This is a genomic window from Mycobacterium sp. URHB0044, assembly GCF_000620625.1.
Lineage (GTDB): Bacteria > Actinomycetota > Actinomycetes > Mycobacteriales > Mycobacteriaceae > Mycobacterium.
In genome coordinates, this window is record NZ_JIAW01000011.1 from 21,147 (window position 1) to 38,112 (window position 16,966).

The window sequence follows — 16,966 nt, forward strand, 5'->3', positions numbered from 1 at the left end:
GGTGTTGTGAAATTCCGTTCGGAGACTACGAGCGCGACTGCCGTCGTGCCCGCGTCCACCGGCGGAGTCGTGCCGACCCCTGACGGCCACACCCGGCAAGCGATCGTCGCGCTGCTCCTCGAGGGCCCCGTCACCGCCGGTCAAATCGGTGAACGGCTGGGTATCTCCGCCGCGGGCGTGCGCAGGCACCTCGACGCGCTCACCGACGCGGGCGACGCGGAATCGAACGCCGCGGCCATCTGGCAGCACAACGGCCGAGGCAGGCCCGCCAAGCGGTACCGGCTCACGGCCGCAGGACGCGCCAAGCTCGGTCACACCTACGACGACCTGGCGATCGCCGCGATGCGGCAGCTGCGCGAGATCGGCGGCGACGAAGCCATCCAGACGTTCGCGCGCCGTCGCATCGACAAGATCCTGGCCGGGGTGTCCGATGCCGCCGACGGTGACGTCGAGGGTGCGGCCGACCGGGTCGCGTCCGCGCTGACCGACGCCGGCTACGCCACCACCACCACGCCGGTCACCGGGCCGGTGGGCGGAGTGCAGATCTGTCAGCACCACTGCCCGGTGTCGCATGCGGCCGAGGAGTTCCCCGAGCTCTGTGAGGCCGAGCGCGAGGCCTTCGCCGAGATCCTCGGCACGCACGTCCAACGGCTGGCCACCATCGTCAACGGTGACTGCGCCTGCACCACCCACGTACCGATCAGTCCCGAGAAGCAACTGTCCATCTCGCCCAAGACCCACCAAGGAGCGTCGACATGACGACCACACCGGAGACGCAACTCAGCCAAGAGGAGACCATCGCCTCGCTGGGCAACTACGGCTACGGCTGGTCCGACTCGGACGTCGCCGGCGCCAGCGCACAGCGCGGGCTTTCCGAAGCCGTGGTGCGCGACATCTCGGCGAAGAAGAGCGAGCCCGAGTGGATGCTCGAGGACCGGCTCAAGGCGCTGAAGACGTTCTACAAGAAGCCGATGCCGAACTGGGGTTCCAACCTCGAGGGCATCCACTTCGACAACATCAAGTACTTCGTGCGGTCGAGCGAGAAGCAGGCCGCGACGTGGGACGACCTGCCCGCCGACATCAAGAACACCTACGACCGGCTCGGGATCCCCGAGGCGGAGAAGCAGCGCCTGGTCTCCGGTGTCGCGGCCCAGTACGAGTCCGAGGTGGTCTACCACTCGATCCGCGAGGACCTGGAGGCGCTCGGCGTCATCTTCCTCGACACCGACTCGGGTCTGCGTGAACACCCCGAGCTGTTCAAGGAGTACTTCGGCACGGTCATCCCGGCCGGTGACAACAAGTTCTCCGCGCTGAACACGGCGGTGTGGTCGGGTGGCTCGTTCATCTACGTGCCGAAGGGCGTGCACGTCGACATCCCGCTGCAGGCCTACTTCCGGATCAACACCGAGAACATGGGTCAGTTCGAGCGGACGCTGATCATCGTCGACGAGGGTGCCTACGTGCACTACGTCGAGGGATGTACCGCGCCGATCTACAAGAGCGACTCGCTGCACTCCGCGGTGGTCGAGATCATCGTGAAGCCCGGCGGACGCTGCCGCTACACCACCATCCAGAACTGGTCGAACAACGTCTACAACCTGGTCACCAAGCGTGCTCGGGCAGAAGCAGGCGCCACCATGGAGTGGGTCGACGGCAACATCGGCTCCAAGGTCACCATGAAGTACCCGGCCGTCTGGATGACCGGTGAGCACGCCAAGGGCGAGGTGCTCTCGGTGGCATTCTCGGGCCCGGGCCAGCACCAGGACACCGGCGCCAAGATGCTGCACCTGGCGCCGAACACGTCGAGCAACATCGTGTCGAAGTCGGTGGCCCGCGGCGGCGGCCGCGCGTCCTACCGTGGCCTGGTTCAGGTGAACAAGGGTGCCCACGGCTCCCGTTCCAGCGTGAAATGCGATGCGCTGCTGGTCGATACGATCAGCCGCAGCGACACCTACCCGTATGTCGACATCCGTGAGGACGACGTCACGATGGGTCACGAGGCGACGGTGTCGAAGGTCAGCGAGGATCAGCTGTTCTATCTGATGAGCCGCGGCATGACCGAGGACGAGGCGATGGCCATGGTGGTGCGTGGCTTCGTCGAGCCGATCGCCAAGGAACTCCCGATGGAGTACGCGCTGGAACTCAACCGACTGATCGAGCTGCAAATGGAGGGCGCGGTCGGATGACCCCTCAGAATCTGACGGAGTCATTGGAGGGGCGCACCAAGGGCGAGCTGTTCACGTCGTTCGACGTCGACGCCTTCGAGGTACCCGGTGGCCGCGACGAACTGTGGCGCTTTACCCCACTCAAGCGGTTGCGCGGATTGCACGACGGCACCGCGGCCGTGACCGGAAGCGCGCTCATCGAGGTCAGTGACCGCCCCGGTGTGACGGTGGAATCCGTTCGCCGCGGTGACGAACGGCTCGGCCGGGCCGGCGTTCCCGCCGATCGGGTTGCCGCACAGGCCTTCTCCTCGTTCGACCAGGCGACCATCGTCACCGTGGCGCGGGGTGCGACGCCCGAGCAGCCGATCGAGATCACGCTGACCGGTCCGGGCGAGGGTGCGACGGCGTACGGCCACCTCCAGATCCGGGTCGAGGAACTGGCGGAGTCCGTGGTCGTCATCGACCAGCGCGGCAGCGGAACCTACGCCGACAACATCGAACTCATCGTCGGCGACGCCGCCCGGTTGACCGTGGTGTCGATCTCCGACTGGGCCGACGACGCGGTCTACGTCAGCACTCATCACGCAACGCTGGGCAAGGACGCGGTGCTGAGGCACGTCGCGGTCACCCTCGGTGGGGACGTGGTGCGGCTGACTGCTCGGACGCGGTTCGAGGCGCAGGGCGGTGACGTCGAAATGCTCGGGCTGTACTTCGCCGACGACGGACAGCACTTCGAGTCGCGCTTGCTGGTCGACCACGCACAGCCGAACTGCCGCTCCAACGTGCTGTACAAGGGTGCGCTGCAAGGTGATCCGGACTCCAAGAAGCCCGACGCCCATACCGTCTGGATCGGCGACGTGCTGATCCGCGCGGAGGCCACCGGCACCGACACCTACGAGGCGAACCGCAACCTGGTGCTCACCGACGGCGCCCGCGCCGACTCGGTGCCCAACCTCGAGATCGAGACGGGCGAGATCCGCGGAGCCGGACACGCCAGCGCCACGGGGCGTTTCGACGACGAGCAGCTGTTCTACCTGCGTGCCCGCGGCATTCCCGAAGACCAGGCCCGACGGCTGGTGGTGCGCGGCTTCTTTGGCGAGATCATCGCCAAGATCGCCGTGCCCGACATCCGCGAGCGCCTCACCGACGCCATCGAACACGAACTAGCGATTACCGAATCGAGAATCAACTGATCATGACCACACTCGAAATCAAGGACCTGCACGTCTCCGTCACCTCCGCCGACGAGGGCGACATCCCCATCCTCAAGGGCGTCGACCTCACCGTGCGCTCGGGCGAGACCCATGCGGTGATGGGCCCCAACGGTTCCGGCAAGTCGACGCTGTCCTACGCGATCGCCGGGCACCCGAAGTACGTCGTGACGTCGGGGTCGATCACCCTGGACGGCGAGAACGTCCTGGACATGAGCGTCGACGAACGCGCACGGGCCGGCCTGTTCCTCGCCATGCAGTACCCGATCGAAGTACCCGGCGTCTCGATGTCGAACTTCCTGCGCACGGCCGCCACGGCGGTCCGCGGCGAGGCACCCAAGCTGCGGCACTGGGTCAAGGAGGTCAAGACCGCGATGACCGACCTCGACATCGACCCGGCGTTCTCCGAACGCAGTGTCAACGAAGGGTTCTCGGGTGGCGAGAAGAAGCGCCACGAAATCCTGCAACTCGGTCTGCTGAAGCCCAAGATCGCGATCCTCGACGAAACCGACTCCGGTCTGGACGTCGACGCGCTGCGCATCGTCAGCGAAGGCGTCAACCGCTACGCCGAGGCGGAGCACGGCGGCGTCCTGCTGATCACCCACTACACCCGCATCCTGCGCTACATCCAGCCGCAGTTCGTGCACGTGTTCGTCGGCGGCCGGATCATCCAGTCCGGTGGGCCCGAGCTCGCCGACGAGCTGGAAGAGAACGGCTACGAGCGCTTCACGCAGGCCGCGGCCAGCGGAGCCTGAGGGGACGCGTCATGACGATTCAGGCCGCCGGCCAGCTCGATCTGACGGACCTGTCCAGGATCCGGGCCGACTTCCCGATTCTGCACCGGGTGATGCGCGGTGGAAATCAGCTGGCCTACCTGGATTCCGGCGCAACGTCGCAGCGCCCGCTGCAGGTGCTCGACGCCGAGCGGGAGTTCCTCTCCACCTCGAACGGTGCGGTGCACCGCGGCGCCCATCAGTTGATGGAGGAGTCCACCGACGCCTACGAGCAGGGCCGTGAGGACATCGCGTCCTTCGTCGGTGCCGACACCGACGAGTTGGTGTTCACCAAGAACGCCACCGAGTCGATCAACCTGGTGTCGTATGCGTTGGGCGACAACCGCTTCGAGCGCGCCATCGGACCGGGTGACGTCATCGTCACCACCGAGCTCGAACACCACGCGAACCTGATCCCGTGGCAGGAGCTGGCCCGTCGCACCGGAGCCACCCTGCGCTGGTACGGCGTGACCGACGACGGCCGGATCGATCTGGACTCGCTGCAACTCGACGAGCGCGTCAAACTCGTTGCGTTCAGCCACCATTCGAACGTCACCGGCGCCATCGCGCCGGTCGCCGAGCTGGTGTCGCGGGCCAAGGCCGTCGGTGCGCTGACGCTGCTGGATGCGTGCCAGTCGGTGCCGCACCAGCCCGTCGACTTCCACGCCCTCGACGTCGACTTCGCCGCGTTCTCGGGCCACAAGATGCTGGGGCCCAACGGGATCGGCGTGCTGTACGGCCAGCACGAGCTGCTCAACGCCATGCCGCCATTCATCACCGGTGGCTCCATGATCGAGACCGTCACCATGGAGGCCACCACGTACGCACCCGCGCCGCAGCGGTTCGAGGCGGGCACGCCGATGACGTCGCAGGTCGTCGGGTTGGCGGCCGCGGCGAGGTATCTCACCGCCATCGGCATGGACGTCGTCGAGGCCCATGAGAACGAATTGGTCGCGGCCGCACTCGAAGGCTTGCGTTCGGTCGAGGGCGTGCGCGTCGTCGGCCCCGATTCCCTCGAGCACCGCGGGTCGCCGGTGAGCTTCGTGGTGGACGGAATTCACGCGCACGACGTCGGCCAGGTGCTCGACGACGAGGGCGTGGCGGTCCGGGTCGGACACCACTGCGCATGGCCGCTGCACCGCAGGTTCGGCATCGCTGCCACCGCGCGGGCGTCGTTCGCGGTCTACAACACACTCGACGAGGTCGACCGGCTGGTCGCGGGTGTCAAGCGAGCCGTCGAGTTCTTTGGCAGGCCGTAAGTGCGCATGGAGCAGATGTATCAGGAAGTGATCCTCGATCACTACAAGCGGCCGCACCACCGTGGGCTGCGCGAGCCCTTCGGCGCGGAAGTGCACCACGTCAATCCGACGTGCGGTGACGAGGTGACGCTGCGGGTGGCGCTCGCCGACGACGGCGAGCACGTCGCCGACGTGTCCTACGACGGGCAGGGCTGCTCGATCAGCCAGGCGGCGACGTCGGTGCTCGCCGACCAGGTGATCGGCCAGACGGTCGGGGATGCGCTCAAAACTGTCGCGGCGTTCACCGAGATGATCTCCTCGCGCGGAAACGTCGAGGGCGACGAGGACGTGATCGGCGACGGCATCGCGTTCGCAGGCGTGGCCAAGTACCCGGCACGGGTGAAATGTGCGTTATTGGGATGGATGGCGTTTAAGGACGCGGTCGCGCAGGCATCCCACACCGAAGACGGCGATGGAGGAAAGCGATGAGCGAGACGACCACGGGCACCAGCGAAGCGAGCGGGGAATCACTGCCGAGCGACGCGAGCGCGGCGTCCTTCCAGCCCAGCGAGGAGCTGCTGGCCGACCTCGAAGAGGCGATGCGTGACGTCGTCGATCCCGAACTCGGCATCAACGTCGTCGACCTCGGCCTGGTCTACGGTCTCAACGTCGACAAGGAGGGCCCGGGCGCGGTGGCGTTGATCGACATGACGCTCACCTCGGCGGCCTGTCCGCTCACCGACGTCATCGAGGATCAGTCACGCACCGCCCTCGTCGGGGCCGGCCTGGTCAGCGACATCAAGATCAACTGGGTGTGGAACCCGCCGTGGGGCCCGGACAAGATCACCGAGGACGGCCGCGAGCAACTGCGGGCGCTCGGTTTCACCGTCTAACCGTCGCTAAGGCGGTCACAATCACTCTGTGATCACCGTCCCGGCCCCGGTATGGCGGGGTGGTCGCGTGACGAGGGCAGCGACGGTCGGCGTCGTTGTCGGGCTCTTCTTCGGGGCGTTGGCGCTTCTCGACTCAGGATTCCTGCTGGCCGCCGTGATCGTGTTCGTCATCCTTGGCGTCGCATGGGGAATCGTCATGGCTCGCCGGATGGGCCGATATTGGCCTGGCGCAAGGGATCTGGGCGGCGAACAACGTGTGGCGGTCGTACGGGCCGCCCGGCGCGGTGAGCGAATCTCCGATCCGCGGCTCGCGCAGGCGGTCATCGACTACTGCGACGGCCTACATGCGGCTGCCGACCGCGGTCGACTCTTTCGGTGGTTGATCTGGCTGGTCCTGGCGGTGGCCGCGGCATTGGCGGTATGGGACACGGTGGCGGGATCGAGGCGGGACAGTGTGGCGTCGTGTGTGTATCTCGGGTTACTGCTGATCGATGTCTTCTGGTGGCCCAAACGTCAGGCGCAGCTGCTGACCAATGCCGATCGCGCTGCAGAGATGGCTCGCGAGTGCTTGGACGTGTAACGCTCGAGCCCGTTGGATGAACACAGTTCGTATCGAGCCTGGGAGAGGGGCGCCATGGACAGCGGGATGGACAGTGGGATCGACTACGTCGCAACCCGTCGACAGCTGCGCGGCATCGCCGAGAGCCTGATCGCCGGCCCCCAGCACCGGGCGGCGGGCACCATCCGTCTCGCCGTGCGGCAGGACGGGTTCGTCGGCGTCGCGCTTCCACTCGCCGTGCATGGCACCGAGTTCACTTGGCAGGACGGCAGCGCACCGCTGGCCGGTAGCAGCCCGGGCGCGCTCGCCGCGGCCGCGGGCGTTCGGTTCGGGCCGCCCGAGGGCGTCTACGAGATCGACGACCCGCTGGCCGCCGACGCGGTGCTCGACATCCACCCCGAGGCCGCCGCACTGCTCCACAGGAGTTTGTACGCGGGCGGCTTCGCGTTGAAACAGTTTCTGCCCGAACAACATCCGGTGCTGTGGCCGGAGCACTTCGACGTCGCGGTCACCGACAGCGAGGTCAACTACGGTGTGTCCGCGGGCGATTCGTATCACCCCACGCCGTACGTCTACGTCGGCCCGTGGACGGCCCGCACCGGCACGTTCTGGAACGCGCCGTTCGGCGCCGTGCGGAGCCTGGACCCAACGCACGACGTCAACGAACTCGCCGACGACATCACCGACTTCTTCGATCGCGCGCGAGAACATCTCGGGAGCAACGCGTGAACACGGCGGGCACCGTCGACGAAGCTCCGCTGATCGACGCCTTGCGCGAGGGTGACGAACGGGCCTTCGCCACCCTCGTCGACCAACACACCCCTGCGTTGCTTCGGGTCGCCAGGGGCTACGTGCCGAGCCGCGAGATCGCCGAAGAGGTGGTCCAGGAGGCGTGGATCGCCCTGCTGAAGGGCATCGACGGGTTCGAGGGGCGCTCATCGCTGCGGACCTGGTTGTTCGCCGTGATGATCAACATCGCCAAGGCGCGCGGGATACGCGAACGCCGCGATTCCGATGCGGCCATCGCCGCGTACACCGGTGGCACCGTCGATCCCGCGCGGTTTCGCGGGAGCGACGATCCGTGGCCCGGCCACTGGCGCGAGGACGCCGTGCCCGCCGCGTTTCCGGAGACACCCGAGGGATCGGTACTCGGCGACGAACTGGTCGGCGTTGCGCGGCGTGGCCTCGACGGATTGCCTGACCGGCAGCGGATCGTCGTGACGCTGCGCGACATGCTCGGGTTCGACTCCGCCGAGGTGTGCGAAATGCTCGACATCAGCGTGGCCAATCAACGGGTGCTGCTGCATCGCGGGCGCGCCGCCGTGCGAGCCGTCCTCGAGGATTATTTGGAAGAGGTGTCCTGATGATGGACTGCAACGAACTCGTCGAACTCGTCACCGCCTATCTCGACGGGTCGCTCGACCCGGACACCCGCGAGCGCTTCGACATGCATCTCGTCGAATGCGACGGCTGTGAGAACTACCTGCAGCAGTTCCGCGAGACGGTGCGCGCCGTTGGTGGTGTCCGTGACGACGAACTGGATCCGGCCTACCGTGCCCGCCTGCTCGACGCGTTCAAGAACTTCGGCTGAATGAGCGCAACGGAATCGAACCGGTCGGCGGCGGTGTTGTACCGGTCCGTGGCTCTCGACGATCGCGTGACCGACCTGTTCCAGCCGTTGAGCGTGCGGTCGCTGACGGTCCGCAACCGGTTCGCGATGGCCCCCATGACGCGTAGGGCGTCGCCCGACGGGATACCGGGAGCAGACGTCGCCAAGTACTACGCCCGCCGGGCCGCGGGCGGCGTGGGGCTGATCATCACCGAGGGAATCCGGCTGGCGCAGCCGGAAGCAGGCTGGCCCGCCAGCATCCCCACCATCGCAGGCGACGACGTGCTGGCCGGCTGGCGAGCGGTGACCGCAGCGGTGCACGGACATGGCGGCGCGATCGCCGCGCAGCTGTGGCATCAGGGCGCCGAACGCGGCGACGCCGACGGGATCGCCCCGGTGAGCCCGTCGGGGGTCAACAGTGCCGGCGAACCGCGGGGGCGGGCGCTGCGCACCGATGAACTCGCCGGTGTCGCCGACTCGTTCGCCCAAGCCGCCCGCAACGCCCGCGACGCCGGCTTCGATGCCGTCGAACTGCATGGCGCGCATGGCTATCTGCTCGACGAATTCCTGTGGGCTAAGACGAATCTGCGCACCGACGGCTACGGCGGTGAGCTGGCCGACCGGACCCGGTTCCCGACCGAAGTGGTCGCGGCGGTGCGCGCGGCCGTCGGGCCGGACTACCCGATCATCTTCCGGTTCTCGCAGTGGAAGCAGACCGACTACGCCGCGTCGATCGCCGACGATCCGACGGAGCTGCAAGAGCTGTTGGCGCCGCTGGTCGACGCCGGCGTGGATGTTCTGCACCCGTCGACGCGCAGGCACTACAAGCCGGCGTTCCCGGACGCCGACCCCGAACTGAGCCTGTCCGGATGGACCAAGAAGGTCACCGGTGTCCCAGTGATCGCGGTCGGCTCGGTGGGCCTGGAGACGGAGTTCACGCCGGGACGGGCCGGCGGGCGGATCCCGCCGGCGCCCGTCGACCGGTTGCTCGATCAGTACGCCGCGGGGGAGTTCGACGTCGTCGCGATCGGGCGGGCGCTGCTGGCCGACCCGACGTGGGTGAACCGGCTGCGTGATGGTTCGCTTGACGGGTTCGAAGGGTTTGACGCCGAAACCGCGTTGGCTCGGCTGAGTTAGCCGCGCGTTCACAGGGAACAACCAGGTAAACCGCAACGTTAGGAGAGGCGTGAGCACGCAAGACATCACCGCAGAAGAATTCAATGCCACCGTCACCGACAACGAGATCGTGTTGGTCGACTTCTGGGCGTCCTGGTGCGGGCCGTGTCGTGCGTTCGCGCCGACGTTCGCCGCGTCGTCGGAGAAGCATCCCGACGTGGTCCACGGCAAAGTCGACACCGAGGCCGAACAGGGTCTGGCCGCAGCCGCCGAGATCCAGGCGATCCCCACCCTGATGGCGTTCAAGAAGGGCCACATGGTGTTCCGGCACTCCGGCATGCTGCCCGCCGATCAGCTGGACGACATCATCACCAAGATCAAGGACTTCGACGTCGAGGCCGCGATCGCTGAGCAGGGCGACACCCAACAGGCGTAACGGCGGGGCCGCGCGCGGCACGCTATAACGTGCTTTGTCGTGACCGAACAGAACGCCCAGCAACCGCTAGTCCTCGTCGACCACCCGAGACCGAACGTGGCGTTGGTCACGTTGAACCGGCCGGAGCGGATGAACTCGATGGCGTTCGACGTCATGGTGCCGCTGAAGAAGGCCCTCGACGAGCTCAATCACGACAACGACACGCGCGTCGTGGTGCTCACCGGCGCCGGCCGCGGGTTCTCCTCCGGTGCCGACCACAAGTCGGCCGGATCCGTCCCACACGTCGACGGTCTGACTCGTCCGACCTTCGCGTTGCGGTCGATGGAGGTGCTCGACGATGTGATCTTGGCCCTACGCAAGATGCATCAGCCGGTCATCGCCGCCGTCAACGGAGCGGCCATCGGTGGAGGGTTGTGCCTGGCCCTGGCCGCGGACATCCGGCTCGCGGCCGAGGGCGCCTACTTCCGCGCTGCAGGCATCAACAACGGGCTGACGGCCAGCGAGCTCGGGCTGTCCTACCTGCTGCCACGGGCGATCGGGACGTCACGGGCGTTCGAGGCGATGCTGACCGGTCGCGACATCGACGCCCAGGAGGCCGAGCGCATCGGTCTGGTGTCGCGCACCGTGCCCGACGGCGAGCTGCTCGACGCGTGCTTCGACATGGCCGAGCGGATCGCGACGTTCTCGCGGCCGGGTATCGAGTTGACCAAGCGCACACTTTGGAGTGGACTGGACGCCGGTAGCCTGGAAGGTCACATGCAGGCCGAGGGCCTGGGCCAGCTCTTCGTGCGCCTACTCACCGCCAACTTCGAGGAAGCGGTTGCCGCGCGCGCCGAGAAGCGGCCCGCGGTCTTTACCGACGACAAGTGACCGACTAACCGATAGGGAGAAGCAGCGTGATCACCGCAACGGACCTCGAGGTCCGCGCCGGCGCGCGCACGCTGCTGTCCGTCGAGGGCGCCGCACTGCGGATCCAGCCCGGTGACCGGATCGGCCTGGTGGGGCGCAACGGTGCGGGCAAGACCACCACGATGCGAATTCTGGCAGGCGAGGGCGAGCCCTACGCGGGGACCATCGAGCGGACCGGCGAGATCGGCTACCTGCCGCAGGATCCGAGGGAAGGCGACCTCGACATGCTGGCCCGGGACCGGGTGCTCTCGGCGCGCGGCCTCGACACACTGCTCGCGGACCTGGAGAAGCAGCAGGCGATCATGGCCGAGGTGGCCGACGACGCCGCCCGCGACAAGGCAGTGCGCCGTTACGGTGAGCTCGAGGAGCGGTTCTCCGCTCTCGGCGGGTATGCCGCCGAGAGCGAGGCGGGCCGGATCTGCGCGAGTCTCGGCCTGCCGGAACGGGTTCTGACGCAGCCACTGAGGACGCTGTCGGGCGGTCAGCGGCGCCGGGTCGAACTCAGCCGCATCCTGTTCGCTGCGTCGGACACCGGGTCGGGTTCGGACACCACGCTGCTGCTCGACGAGCCGACCAACCACCTCGACGCGGACTCCATCGGCTGGCTGCGCAGCTTCCTGCAGAACCACACCGGTGGGCTCGTGGTCATCAGCCACAACGTCGAACTGCTCGCTGACGTGGTGAATCGGGTCTGGTTCCTCGACGCCGTGCGCGGTGAGGCCGACGTCTACAACATGGGCTGGCAGAAGTACCTCGACGCCCGCGCCACCGACGAGCAACGCCGTCGACGCGAACGCGCGAATGCCGAGAAGAAGGCCTCCGCGCTGCGTACCCAGGCCGCCAAGATGGGTGCCAAGGCCACCAAAGCCGTTGCCGCACAGAACATGCTGCGCCGTGCCGAGCGGATGATGTCCGAACTCGACGAGGAGCGGGTGGCCGACAGGGTCGCCAAGATCAGGTTTCCCACACCCGCGGTGTGCGGTCGCACCCCACTCGTGGGCAAGGGGCTCACCAAGACCTACGGTTCGCTGGAGATCTTCACCGGCGTCGACCTCGCCATCGACAAGGGGTCGCGCGTCGTCGTCCTCGGGCTCAACGGTGCCGGCAAGACCACCCTGCTGCGCATCCTCGCGGGGGTCGAGACGGCCGATGCGGGAGCTATCGAGCCCGGCCATGGATTGAAGCTCGGGTACTTCGCGCAGGAACACGACACGATCGACGGAATGGCGTCGGTGTGGGAGAACATCCGTCACGCCGCACCCGACACGGGCGAGCAGGACCTGCGCAGCCTGCTGGGCGCCTTCATGTTCAGCGGACCGCAGCTCGATCAGCCTGCAGGCACGCTGTCCGGTGGTGAGAAGACCCGGCTGGCGCTGGCCGGTCTCGTGGCGTCGACGGCCAACGTCCTGTTGCTCGACGAGCCGACCAACAACCTCGACCCCGCGTCGCGGGAACAGGTTCTCGACGCGTTGCGCAGCTACCAGGGCGCCGTCGTGCTGGTGACCCACGACCCGGGCGCGGCCGAGGCACTCGAACCTCAGCGCGTGGTGTTGCTGCCCGACGCGACCGAGGACTACTGGTCCGACGAATACCGGGATCTCATCGAACTGGCCTGAGGCCGCTCGCGAAAATCGTTTCGTCCCAGATTGAATGCCTTTGAACCTGGGTAGTTGACGTAAACGGGTCGGGGATACGACAGGTGGGAGACGCTTCGATGCAAGATCTGAAGAACAAGTCCCGGGATCAGTTGCTCAACGAGTTGCGCAATGCCTACGAGGGGGGCGCCAGCATCCGGACCCTGGTGGAGAAGACGGGACGCTCGTACGGTTCGGTCCACAGCATGCTGCGCGAGTCGGGGACGACGATGCGAAGCCGCGGTGGGCCCAATCACCGCAACCGGCGCTGATCACTGCTGGCGTACTGAAGCCTCGACCAGATCCAATACGGCGCTGAGCCGTTCGGGCTGGTCACCGGAAGCGAGCCGAGCCACCAGTCCGTCGAGGACGAGGTCCAGGTAGGTCTGCAACACGTCGCTCGGCACGTCGTCCCGCAGTCGTCCCGCCTGCTTCTGCCGGCGAAGGCGTTCGGTCGTCGCCACGGACAGCTCCGCTGAGCGCTCCGCCCAACCGCGATTGAACACTGGATCATTGCGCAGCTTGCGCGCGATCTCCAGCCGGGTCGCCAGCCAGTCGAACTGCTCGGGCGCGGCCAGCAGATCGCGCATCACCTGGATCAAGCCCTCCCGCGATGCCACGTCCGCCATCCGTTCCGCGTCTTCGCGTGCCAGCTCGAAGAACAAGGTGTCCTTGTCACGGAAGTGATGGAAGATGGCGCCGCGCGACAGCCCGATGGTGTGTTCGAGCCGCCGCACGGTCGCCTTGTCATATCCGTACTCGGCGAAGCACCGGCGTGCGCCGTCGAGAATCTGACGGCGCCTGGCCGCCAGATGGTCCTCGGTCACCCGGGGCAACGGAATGCCTTTTCTTCTCGGCCGCGTTCCGCGGTCAGCTCGTCTTCAGCATGTTGCGCAAGACGTACTGCAGGATGCCGCCGTTGCGGTAGTAGTCGGCCTCTCCGGGGGTGTCGATGCGCACCACCGCGTCGAACTCGACCTTGGAACCGTCGCCCTTGGCGGCGGTGACGTGCACGGTCTTCGGCGTCTTGCCCTCATTGAGTGCCTCGATGCCCGAGATGTCGAACACTTCGGTGCCGTCCAGCTTGAGGCTCGCCGCCGACTCGCCCTGCGGGAACTGCAGCGGGATGACCCCCATGCCGATGAGGTTGGAGCGGTGGATGCGCTCGAACGACTCCACGATCACCGCGCGCACGCCCAACAGGCTGGTGCCCTTGGCCGCCCAGTCGCGAGACGATCCGGAGCCGTACTCCTTGCCGCCCAACACGACCAGCGGAACGTTCTGTGCCGCGTAGTTCTGGGCGGCGTCGTAGATGAACGCCTGAGGTGCCCCTTCAGCGGTGAAGTCGCGGGTGTAGCCGCCCGACACGTCGTCGAGCAATTGGTTCTTCAGCCGGATGTTGGCGAACGTGCCCCGGATCATGACCTCGTGGTTGCCGCGGCGCGACCCGTAGGAGTTGTAGTCCTTCTTGTCGATGCCGTGTGCGTCGAGATACTGCGCGGCCGGGGTGCCCGGCTTGATGCTGCCCGCGGGGGAGATGTGGTCGGTGGTCACCGAATCGCCAAGCAGCGCAAGAACTCTGGCACCGGAGATGTCGGTCACCGGCTGCGGCTCCGGTGGCATGCCGTCGAAGTACGGTGGCTTGCGCACGTAGGTCGAGTCCGGGTTCCACTCGAAGGTGTTGCCACTCGGCGTTGGCAGGTTGCGCCACCGGTCGTCACCCTTGAACACGTCGCCGTAGTTCTTCGTGAACATCTCCGTGTTGATCGCCGAGGCGATGGTGTCGCTGATGTCCTTCTGCGTCGGCCAGATGTCCCGGAGGAATACGTCGTTGCCGTCTGTGTCCTTGCCGAGGCGGTCGGTCTCGAAGTCGAAGTCCATCGTGCCCGCCAGGGCATAGGCGATGACGAGCGGCGGAGACGCCAGGTAGTTCATCTTCACGTCGGGGTTGATGCGACCCTCGAAGTTGCGGTTGCCCGAGAGGACTGCGGTGACCGACAGGTCGTTGTCGTTGATGGCCTTGCTGATCTCATCCGACAGCGGCCCGGAGTTGCCGATGCAGGTGGTGCAGCCGTAACCGACGAGGTAGAAGCCCAGCTTCTCCAGGTACGGCCACAGGCCGGCCTTGTCGTAGTAGTCGCTGACCACCTGCGAGCCGGGCGCCATCGTCGTCTTGACCCACGGCTTGGAGGCCAGGCCCTTGTCCACGGCGTTGCGGGCCAGCAGTGCCGCGCCGATCATGACCTCCGGGTTGGAGGTGTTGGTGCACGACGTGATCGCCGCGATCGCAACGGCGCCGTGGTCGAGGATGAAGTCGCCATGCTCGTCGGAATGCACCTCCACGGGCTTGCTCGGCCGCCCGTTGGAGCCCACGGCGGCCGAGGCCACCTCGACCGCGTCGGCGTCCGCGAAAGACAGCACCGCGGGATCGCTGGCCGGGAAGCTTTCCTCGACTGCCTCGTCGAGCTTGGAGTGCTCGACCGGCATGTTTTCCTCGACGTAGTTGTGAATGTCCTTGCGGAAGGCTGTCTTTGCGTCGCTCAGCGCGATGCGGTCCTGCGGCCGCTTGGGTCCGGCGATCGATGGGACGACGTCCGACAGGTCCAGCTCGATGTACTCGGAGAACGTCGGCTCGCGCTGCGGGTCATGCCACATGCCCTGTGCCTTGGCGTAGGCCTCGACCAGAGCCAGCTGCTGCTCGCTGCGGCCGGTCATCCGCAGGTAGTCGATCGTGACGTCGTCGATCGGGAAAATCGCTGCGGTGGAGCCGAATTCGGGGCTCATGTTGCCCAGGGTGGCGCGGTTGGCCAGGGGGACCTCGGCCACGCCCTCGCCGTAGAACTCGACGAACTTGCCGACCACCCCGTGCTTGCGCAGCATCTCGGTGACGGTGAGTACGACGTCGGTGGCGGTCACGCCGGTCGGGCGTTCACCGGTCAGCTTGAACCCGACGACGCGGGGGATGAGCATCGACACGGGCTGGCCCAACATCGCCGCCTCGGCCTCGATGCCGCCGACGCCCCAGCCTAGGACGCCGAGGCCGTTCTCCATCGTGGTGTGCGAGTCGGTGCCCACGCAGGTGTCGGGGTAAGCGACACCGTCGCGCTCCATGACGACCGAGGCCAGGTACTCGATGTTGACCTGGTGGACGATGCCGGTGCCCGGGGGGACCACCTTGAAGTCGTCGAATGCGCCCTGGCCCCAACGCAGGAACTGATAGCGCTCACCGTTGCGCTCGTACTCGATCTCCACGTTGCGCTCGAACGCGTTGGCGGTGCCGAAGAGGTCAGCGATGACGGAGTGGTCGATCACCAGGTCCGCCGGGGCGAGCGGGTTGACCTTCTGCGGGTCCCCGCCAAGGTCGCCGACGGCTTCCCGCATGGTGGCCAGGTCGACGATGCACGGCACGCCGGTGAAGTCCTGCATGATCACCCGCCCGGGGGTGAACTGGATCTCGATGCTGGGGTCGGCTGACGGATCCCAGTTCGCGATGGCCTCGATGTGATCCTTGGTGATGTTCGCGCCGTCCTCGGTGCGCAGCAGATTCTCGGCGAGCACCTTGAGGCTGTAGGGGAGTTTCTCGGTTCCGGGTACCGCGTCGAGGCGGTAGATCTCGTAGTCGGAGTCCCCGACCTTCAACGTGTCGCGGGCTCCGAATGAATTCACCGAATCCTTGCTGCTCACATCAACTCCCGGTTTAGTTTTCGCCGTGACGGGCTGTGTCGAACGGCGGTGTCGATTCTAACAGTACGCTTGTCCTGTAAGCCACCACGGGGCGGTTCCCAGTCTTGTCCTCATCGGCATGGGCTGCCAGTCCACAAAGAAGGTGTGCCGTAACCTCCCCCCTGTGACCGGACCGCTCGTCATCCCGTTCCTGCCGGAGTACATCCCGCCCGACGTGGACATGAACGCGGTCAATGCTGCCGTCGCCGCCGACGGCGTGAGCGCACCCGCCGCCGACGTGCCCGCGCTCAAGCAGGTCGTGGCGGATGCGCGCGCTCAGGGCATCGACCTGAAGATCGTGGTGATTCCCACCAATCCTCCGATCGACACCCCGCTGCGCGACATCGCCACCGAGGTCGGCCAGGCCCACCCCGGCTCGACGGTGCTGGCGATCAGTCCGTTCTTCGCGGGCACGTATAGCCAGGAGTTCGACCGCGTCACTTTGGAGGCGGGTCAAGACGTGGCGAAGACCGGCAATCCGGTGCTGTCGTCGAAGAATTTCGTCGGTGAGTTGACTGCGTCGCATTTTCCGTGGACGCCATTCACGATCGTTCTGGTGCTTGGCGTCGCGCTGACTGCCGTCGCCACCCGCATGCTGCAGGTTCGGGCGCGGCGAACGGTGGACGAGCAGGACCCCGCGACGTCCTCCGACTGACGCAAAAGGCGCGCTCGGCGAATTCGAAGATCACCATTCGGTAAC

19 protein-coding genes are annotated in these 16,966 nt (G+C 66.8%); 17 read left to right on the top strand and 2 right to left on the bottom strand.

From position 1 onward, the window contains the following. Positions 1–6 precede the first annotated feature (6 nt). From N536_RS39105 to N536_RS0121560, 16 genes are all read left to right on the top strand, one after another. The gene (locus tag N536_RS39105) at positions 7–759 is read left to right on the top strand and encodes a metalloregulator ArsR/SmtB family transcription factor (RefSeq protein WP_081809318.1); all 753 of its coding nucleotides are present in this window, start codon (positions 7–9) and stop codon (positions 757–759) included. Further along, on the top strand, positions 756–2,186 hold the full coding sequence (gene sufB / locus N536_RS0121490; protein ID WP_029115495.1) for a Fe-S cluster assembly protein SufB: 1,431 nt from the start codon (positions 756–758) through the stop codon (positions 2,184–2,186). The genes N536_RS39105 and sufB overlap by 4 nt, the downstream gene beginning before the upstream one ends. After that, positions 2,183–3,358 carry a Fe-S cluster assembly protein SufD gene (gene sufD, locus N536_RS0121495; protein WP_029115496.1) on the top strand — a complete coding sequence of 392 codons (1,176 nt, stop codon included), beginning with the start codon at positions 2,183–2,185 and terminating at the stop codon, positions 3,356–3,358. Before sufB ends, sufD begins: the two co-directional genes overlap by 4 nt. Positions 3,359–3,360: 2 nt before the next feature. After that, the gene (gene sufC / locus N536_RS0121500) at positions 3,361–4,131 is read left to right on the top strand and encodes a Fe-S cluster assembly ATPase SufC (RefSeq protein ID WP_029115497.1); all 771 of its coding nucleotides are present in this window, start codon (positions 3,361–3,363) and stop codon (positions 4,129–4,131) included. Positions 4,132–4,142: 11 nt separating this feature from the next. Continuing rightward, positions 4,143–5,408 carry a cysteine desulfurase gene (locus tag N536_RS0121505; protein ID WP_051574671.1) on the top strand — a complete coding sequence of 422 codons (1,266 nt, stop codon included), beginning with the start codon at positions 4,143–4,145 and terminating at the stop codon, positions 5,406–5,408. A gap of 6 nt (positions 5,409–5,414) precedes the next feature. After that, on the top strand, positions 5,415–5,876 hold the full coding sequence (sufU, locus tag N536_RS0121510; protein WP_197040202.1) for a Fe-S cluster assembly sulfur transfer protein SufU: 462 nt from the start codon (positions 5,415–5,417) through the stop codon (positions 5,874–5,876). Further along, complete coding sequence (locus N536_RS0121515) at positions 5,873–6,280, top strand: metal-sulfur cluster assembly factor (protein ID WP_197040196.1); 408 nt, start codon at positions 5,873–5,875, stop codon at positions 6,278–6,280. Before sufU ends, N536_RS0121515 begins: the two co-directional genes overlap by 4 nt. Positions 6,281–6,347: 67 nt before the next feature. Beyond that, the gene (locus N536_RS0121520; protein WP_369798455.1) at positions 6,348–6,860 is read left to right on the top strand and encodes a hypothetical protein; all 513 of its coding nucleotides are present in this window, start codon (positions 6,348–6,350) and stop codon (positions 6,858–6,860) included. 66 nt (positions 6,861–6,926) lie between these two features. After that, positions 6,927–7,568, top strand: coding sequence for a hypothetical protein (locus N536_RS0121525; RefSeq protein ID WP_029115502.1), 642 nt, complete (start codon positions 6,927–6,929; stop codon positions 7,566–7,568). Continuing rightward, positions 7,565–8,203 (top strand): RNA polymerase sigma factor, encoded by a 639-nt coding sequence (locus N536_RS0121530; protein ID WP_029115503.1) that lies wholly within the window; start codon positions 7,565–7,567, stop codon positions 8,201–8,203. Before N536_RS0121525 ends, N536_RS0121530 begins: the two co-directional genes overlap by 4 nt. A gap of 2 nt (positions 8,204–8,205) precedes the next feature. After that, entirely contained in the window at positions 8,206–8,430 is a 225-nt protein-coding gene (locus N536_RS0121535) for an anti-sigma factor (RefSeq protein WP_029115504.1), read from the top strand. Next, positions 8,431–9,585 carry an NADH:flavin oxidoreductase gene (locus N536_RS0121540; protein WP_081809319.1) on the top strand — a complete coding sequence of 385 codons (1,155 nt, stop codon included), beginning with the start codon at positions 8,431–8,433 and terminating at the stop codon, positions 9,583–9,585. Positions 9,586–9,634: 49 nt separating this feature from the next. Next, positions 9,635–10,000, top strand: coding sequence for a thioredoxin (gene trxA / locus N536_RS0121545; protein ID WP_029115506.1), 366 nt, complete (start codon positions 9,635–9,637; stop codon positions 9,998–10,000). A gap of 24 nt (positions 10,001–10,024) precedes the next feature. Then, entirely contained in the window at positions 10,025–10,870 is an 846-nt protein-coding gene (locus N536_RS0121550; RefSeq protein WP_197040203.1) for an enoyl-CoA hydratase, read from the top strand. 26 nt (positions 10,871–10,896) lie between these two features. Beyond that, positions 10,897–12,525 (top strand): ABC-F family ATP-binding cassette domain-containing protein, encoded by a 1,629-nt coding sequence (locus N536_RS0121555; RefSeq protein ID WP_029115508.1) that lies wholly within the window; start codon positions 10,897–10,899, stop codon positions 12,523–12,525. A gap of 98 nt (positions 12,526–12,623) precedes the next feature. Further along, positions 12,624–12,815, top strand: a complete 192-nt coding sequence (locus N536_RS0121560) for a helix-turn-helix domain-containing protein (RefSeq protein ID WP_029115509.1) — start codon at positions 12,624–12,626, stop codon at positions 12,813–12,815. On the opposite strand, the gene N536_RS0121565 is transcribed toward N536_RS0121560, so the two are convergent. Both N536_RS0121565 and N536_RS0121570 read right to left on the bottom strand, forming a co-directional pair. Then, a complete protein-coding gene (locus tag N536_RS0121565; protein ID WP_029115510.1) occupies positions 12,816–13,379 on the bottom strand; it encodes a TetR/AcrR family transcriptional regulator in 564 nt (187 codons plus the stop codon). It abuts the gene before it with no gap. 34 nt (positions 13,380–13,413) lie between these two features. Further along, positions 13,414–16,227: an aconitate hydratase gene (locus N536_RS0121570; protein WP_029115511.1), complete on the bottom strand. Its 2,814-nt coding sequence runs from the start codon at positions 16,225–16,227 to the stop codon at positions 13,414–13,416. Positions 16,228–16,390: 163 nt separating this feature from the next. Between N536_RS0121570 and N536_RS0121575 the strand changes: the two genes are divergently transcribed. Further along, positions 16,391–16,921, top strand: coding sequence for a DUF6676 family protein (locus N536_RS0121575; protein WP_029115512.1), 531 nt, complete (start codon positions 16,391–16,393; stop codon positions 16,919–16,921). Positions 16,922–16,966: the final 45 nt, after the last annotated feature.